The organism is Pseudomonas sp. Ag1, assembly GCF_000278565.1.
Classification (GTDB): Bacteria; Pseudomonadota; Gammaproteobacteria; order Pseudomonadales; family Pseudomonadaceae; genus Aquipseudomonas.
This window is the reverse complement of sequence record NZ_AKVH01000055.1, coordinates 21,369-27,368: the sequence shown is the minus strand read 5'-3', so window position 1 is coordinate 27,368 and position 6,000 is coordinate 21,369. Positions and strand designations below refer to the sequence as shown.

Genomic DNA, 6,000 nt, shown 5'->3' with positions numbered 1-6,000 from the left:
GCATTCTGGATGAACGCGGCGCCCTCAGGTTTTTCGCGAGCAAGCCCGCTCCCACAGAAAAGCAGATCTGCTTTCGCTCTGGTCACCGAAAAAACGGATATTTACTCAATCCCGATAGACCCCACCAATCACCCAGTCAGCCCAAGCAATTGGACGCAACGCAAACATGCTTCTAACCTGACAGCCTGCGCCACCCAAGAAGCCCGCCCATGATCGTCCGTCCCAAACCCAACCTGCTCGGCATCCTGTTCTTCCTCAAGGGCTCGATCGCCAAACGCATTGCGCTGCGCAGCCTGCTGGTCACCCTTCTGGCCTCAGTCATCGTGCTGGTAGAAACCCTGCACCCGGCCTACTTTTCCAAGGTCAACGCCACACCCTTCACACTGCTGGGGCTGTCACTGTCCATCTTCATGAGCTTTCGCAACAACGCCTGCTACGACCGCTGGTGGGAAGGCCGCAAACAACTGGGCCAGATGATCATCGAGATCCGCTCACTGATCCGCGAAACCCAGGTCCTCAACCCTGCCGAACGCAAACACGTCCTGCGCAGCCTGTGCGGTTTCGCCCATGGCCTGATCGCCCGCCTGCGCCTGGAAGACGAAAGCCAGGCGATCAAACCGTGGGCCAACCCAGAACCCGGCCACCCGAACCTGCCCGACAGCATCCTGCAAGACCTCGGCGCCCGCTGCTCGAACCTCGCCGAACAGGGCCACATCAGCGACTGGCGCTACACCCAACTGGAAACCCGGCTGTACGGCCTGAGCCAGGTCCAGGCCTCCTGCGAGCGGATCAAACACACCCCGCTGCCCTTCCCCTACACCTTGCTGCTGCACCGCACCATCTACCTGTTCTGTATCCTGCTGCCCTTCGCCATGGCCGAGCCGCTGGGCTGGCTGACCCCGGTGTTCACCGCCATCGTCAGCTACACCTTCTTCGGCCTGGACGAAATCGGCGACGACCTCGAAGACCCGTTCGGCTTCGACGAAAACGACCTGCCCTGCAACGCCATCGTGCGCACCCTGGAGCGCGAGATTCTCGCCGCCCTCGGCGAAACCACGCTGCCGCCGGCCCTTGAGCCGATTGAGTTCGTGCTGACGTGATGAGGGTTTGACACTCGCGATAACCTGACCGAAGCTGATGGCTTTGCACTAGCTGCCCAGCTTTCGGACGCCTGCATGTCAAAGTCACGCCGTTACTCCATCGTCGGCCTGTGCGCCCTGTTGTTTATTGTGCTGATCACCTGGTATTTCACCCGCACCACGCCGGTGGTGGTGCCCCCGGCCATCGCCCATGGTTACGCCAAGGCCTTGAAACAGGCGCACAACGGTGAACCCGGCGCTGCCCGGGTGCTGTATCAACAGTTGAGCCGCCCGGACCTCTCCGACGTGCGCCGCGCCGCCCTGCATGTCGAACTCCCCAACTACCCCAGCCCCCAGGCCCTGAAGCTGGCGGACAAGGATCTGGCCAACGACGCGCCAATGGTGCGCGAGGCGGCGATTCACAGCATTGTCGGCCTGGTGCCCAGCGGCCAGCGCACGCTGTTGCTCGGGCCACTGCTGGATGACCCCGAGCAAAGCGTCAGGTTTGCCGCGGCCAATGCCTTGCTCGGGCTGTCCCCGGATACCCTGGGCCTGTACTTCGGCCCGTTGCAGCAAGTGCTCGACGAATACGTGAAGCTGCTCAAGGGCCAACCCGAAAGCCCCGAAGGCTGGATCCAGCTGGCACGCCTGTACATTCACAGCGCGTTGCTGCCCGACGCACAAAACGCCCTGGAGCAGGCGATGCGCCTGCAACCGGACAACCTGCAAGCCGTGGTCGCGCAAATTGAACTGCTGGACAAGCAGGGCAAGGTCGACGAGTCCCGCCAACTCCTGGCCAAACAGTTGCAGGCCCACCCCGATTCGGCCTACCTGCAACATGCCCTGGGCATGTGGCTGCTGCACCATGGCGAGCGCGCCTTTGCCCTGCTCAGCCTGTCCCGAGCGGTGGAGCTCGAACCGAACAACCAGGATTACCGCTACGACCTGGCCACCACCCTGCACGCCCAGCAGGAACTGGAGGCCGCCCAGCGCCAGCTGGAAGAAATCATCCAGCGCAACCCGGCCAATCGCAAAGCCAGGGTGCTGCTGGTCAATTACTGGAAGGAAACCGGCCAGTTGCAGAATGTGCAGGTGCTGCTGGCACAGCTTGAACAGCAGAATCCGGACGACCCGGCGCTGCAACAGGGCCTGTAAAAGCGGTATTTGATACAAAACGTTGAACCGCCACACGGCGCCAAGGTCAAGTAAATATGGCGCGCCCCAGACGGCGCTGCCGACTACTTATTTGTGACCCGAGGGCACTTCTTGTCTACATCCAAAGAGCTGTTCACAGCAAAGGCGGCCACCGGTATTGAAGGTCTGGACGACATTCTTGCCGGAGGGCTTTCCCGTAGCCATTTGTTCCTGCTGGAAGGTGAACCCGGCACCGGTAAAACCACCGTGGCCCTGCATTTCCTCCAGGCCGGCGCAAAAAACGGCGAACGATCGCTGTACATCACCCTGTCGGAAACCGAGCGCGAGTTGCGCCAGGGTGCCAAGTCCCATGGTTGGGACTTGGACGAACACATTCACATCTTTGAACTGACTCCCCCCGAAAGCCTGCTCAATGCCGAGCACCAGCAAAGCCTCCTGTATTCCTCGGACCTTGAGCTGGGCGAAGCCACCCGGCAGATCTTCGAAGTGGTGGAACGGGTCAAACCTACCCGCGTCGTGATCGACAGCCTTTCGGAAATCCGCCTGCTGGCGCAAAGCTCCCTGCGCTATCGCCGGCAGATCCTGGCGATCAAGCACTACTTCGTGCGCTACGACGCCACCGTGCTGCTGCTGGACGACCTGACCACCGAGTCCCTCGACAAGACCGTACACAGCGTGGCCCACGGTGTGATTCGCCTGGAAGAACTGACCCCCAACTACGGTGCCGAGCGCCGCCGCGTGCGGATCGTGAAGTACCGTGGGCAGAAGTACCGTGGCGGTTTTCACGACTTCACCATCATGGAAGACGGCGTACATGTGTTCCCGCGCCTGGTGGCAGCCGAGCACCGTGGCGGCTACAACCGCCAGACCCTCACCAGCGGCATCCGCGAGATGGACGCCCTGTTGGGCGGCGGGATCGAGACCGGTTCCAGCACCTTGATCCTGGGCCCGGCCGGTACCGGCAAATCGCTGATCTCGATGATCTTTGCCGCGGCAGCCGTCTCCCGGGGCGAAAAAGCCGCGCTGTTCATTTTTGACGAAGAGCTGGGCCTGCTGTTCGAGCGCATGAAGAACATGGGCATCGACCTGGAGGCCCTGCAAGGCACCGGCAACCTGCTGATCGAACAGGTGGACGCCGCCGAGTTGTCCCCCGGCGAGTTCTCCCATCGGGTGCGCCGCTGTGTGGACGAACGCGGGATCAAGACCGTGGTGATCGACAGCGTCAATGGCTATCAGGCCGCGATGCCGGAAGAGAACGCGTTGATCCTGCACATGCACGAACTGCTGCTGTACCTCAACCGCCGTGGCGCCGCGACCTTCATGACCGTCGCCCAGCACGGGCTGGTGGGGGACATGCAGGCGCCGGTGGACATTACCTATCTGGCCGACACCGTGATCCTGCTGCGTTACTTCGAAGCGCTGGGCAAGGTGCGGCGCGCTATTTCGATCATCAAGAAACGCACCGGCAGCCACGAATCGACCATTCGCGAATACCGCATCGGCAGTCGTGGCATGACCATCGGCGAACCGCTTGATGCGTTCCAGGGTGTATTGCGCGGCGTACCGACCTACATGGGCACCGACAACCCGCTGCTCAAGGATGAAAGTTCATGAGTGGCCTGCCGGCCATTTTCGAACGGGCGATCATTCTGGCGCCCCTGGGTCGCGACAGCTCCCTGGCGTTGATGATGCTCAATGAGGCTGGTTTCAACGGCATCATCGCCAGCCATTTGCAGATGCTCTGCGAGGAGCTGGAGCACGGTGCCGGCTTGCTGGTCATTGCTGCCGAAGCCCTGCGCGGTATCGACCTGGAACCGCTGCTCACGCACCTGCATCAACAACCGGCGTGGTCAGACCTGCCGATTGTGCTGATGACGCACCACGGCGGCAGCGAACAGAATGGCTCGTCGCACCTGAGCACCTTGCTGGGCAACGTGACGTTCCTGGAGCGCCCGTTCCACCCGATCACCCTGATCAGCCTCGTGACCACGGCGCTGCGCGGACGTCGTCGGCAATACGAGGCCCGCGACCGGCTGATCGACCTGAGCCAGAGCGAACAGCGCCTGCAAAGCACCCTGGAAACCCTTGAGCAACAGGTGGAAGAACGCACGGCGCAGCTGCGCAATAACGAAGAAGCGTTGCGCCAGTCACAGAAAATGGAAGCCGTCGGCCAATTGACCGGCGGCATCGCCCATGACTTCAACAACATGCTGACCGGCATCATCGGCAGCCTGGAACTGCTGCGCAGGCGCGTGGCTCGGGGCCGCACCGAAGACCTCGACAGCCTGATCGACCTGGGTGTCACGTCGGCCAACCGCGCAGCAGCCCTGACCCACCGCCTGCTGGCCTTCTCCCGGCGCCAGTCGCTGGATTCGAAACCGGTGCAGATCAATCAGCTGGTGAGCTCCATGGGTGAGCTGCTGCAACGCAGCCTGAATGAAAGTATTGCCCTGGATATCCGCCTGACCGAGCAACTCTGGACCGCCGAAGCCGACCCCAACCAGCTGGAAAGCGCCCTGCTCAACCTCGCCATCAATGCCCGGGATGCGATGCCCAACGGCGGCAAACTGGTGGTGGAAACCACCAACCGCCACTTGGACAGTGTGTTTACCGCAGCCTACGGCACCCTCACCCCTGGCGACTATGTGGAACTGAGCGTCAGCGACACCGGCTGCGGCATGCCCGAGAGCGTGATCAGCCGTGCATTTGACCCGTTCTTCACCACCAAACCCATCGGCCAGGGCACCGGGCTGGGGTTGTCGATGATCTACGGGTTTGCGCGCCAATCCCACGGGCATGTGTCGATCCACAGTGTGGTGGGCCAAGGCACCACCGTCAGCCTGTTCCTGCCGAGGTATGTCGGCGAGGTCATTGCAGATGAACCGCTCAACCCGGCATTGCTGCCGTTCGCCAATGCCGGCGAGACCGTGCTGATCGTCGAGGACGACCCGGCCGTGCGGGTGCTGGTCAGCGCCGTGCTGAGTGAACTGGGCTATGCCTTCGTCGAAGCCGGTGATGCCGACAGTGCCATGCCGATCATCGAGTCCAGCCAGCGCATTGACCTGCTGATCAGCGACGTTGGCCTGCCCGGCATGAACGGCCGGCAACTGGCGGAGATCGGCCGGCAGGTGCGGCCCGAGTTGAAGGTGTTGTTTATTACCGGCTATGCAGAGCATGCGGCTGTACGGGGCGGTTTTCTGGACCCGGGCATGCAGATGATCACCAAGCCGTTCACCTTTGATCTGTTGACGGCAAAGGTGAGGGAGATGATCAAGGCTTGAAGAGGGAGTGTGCTCCCTCTTCTCAAGACGTTAAGCCAACAGCCGCTGGATATGTTCCTGCAACGTATCCAGGTCAAACGGTTTGGCCAGGATCGGCGCATTGCGCGTGATCGGGCTGTTGCAGTCGAGAATCTCCTGCGGGTAACCGCTGATGAAGATCACTTTCAATTCCGGTCGCAGCTTGATCGCAGGCTCGGCGATCTGCACCCCGGAAATGCCGCCAGGCAGGCGGTAGTCGGTCACCATCAGGTCCAGGTGCGGCTTGGTGGCCAGGATTTCAAACGCCTGCTCACCGTCAATCGCCTTCAACACCCGATACCCCAGGCCCGCCAGGTACTCGCCCAACACAAACATAATCGATTCGTCATCTTCGACGATCAGTACAACATCTTGTGCATCTTCACTCATGGGAAGCCTTTGTCCGGTCAATTGCTGCTGATACGACCATGGGGTCACGCAGAGGTTGCGTCGGATTTGCGATTGAT

6 protein-coding genes are annotated in these 6,000 nt (G+C 61.5%); 5 read left to right on the top strand and 1 reads right to left on the bottom strand.

Features of this window, described 5'->3' with window-relative positions; translation table 11 throughout:
* The 5 genes from A462_RS34765 to A462_RS29865 form a co-directional block, all read left to right on the top strand.
* The coding region (locus A462_RS34765; RefSeq protein WP_238544204.1) for a hypothetical protein at nt 1-213 on the top strand (213 nt) is incomplete at its 5' end.
* The gene (locus A462_RS29850) at nt 210-1,100 is read left to right on the top strand and encodes a bestrophin family protein (RefSeq protein WP_008431036.1); all 891 of its coding nucleotides are present in this window, start codon (nt 210-212) and stop codon (nt 1,098-1,100) included. The genes A462_RS34765 and A462_RS29850, both read left to right, overlap by 4 nt.
* Nucleotides 1,101-1,175: 75 nt before the next feature.
* The gene (locus A462_RS29855; protein ID WP_008431033.1) at nt 1,176-2,234 is read left to right on the top strand and encodes a tetratricopeptide repeat protein; all 1,059 of its coding nucleotides are present in this window, start codon (nt 1,176-1,178) and stop codon (nt 2,232-2,234) included.
* A gap of 111 nt (nt 2,235-2,345) precedes the next feature.
* Nucleotides 2,346-3,848, top strand: a complete 1,503-nt coding sequence (locus A462_RS29860; RefSeq protein ID WP_023658825.1) for an ATPase domain-containing protein — start codon at nt 2,346-2,348, stop codon at nt 3,846-3,848.
* The gene (locus A462_RS29865; protein WP_008431031.1) at nt 3,845-5,515 is read left to right on the top strand and encodes a response regulator; all 1,671 of its coding nucleotides are present in this window, start codon (nt 3,845-3,847) and stop codon (nt 5,513-5,515) included. The genes A462_RS29860 and A462_RS29865 overlap by 4 nt, the downstream gene beginning before the upstream one ends.
* Before the next feature lie 30 nt (nt 5,516-5,545).
* Here the strand turns inward: A462_RS29865 and A462_RS29870 are convergent, their stop codons facing one another.
* Nucleotides 5,546-5,923, bottom strand: coding sequence for a response regulator (locus A462_RS29870; protein WP_003217591.1), 378 nt, complete (start codon nt 5,921-5,923; stop codon nt 5,546-5,548).
* Nucleotides 5,924-6,000: the final 77 nt, after the last annotated feature.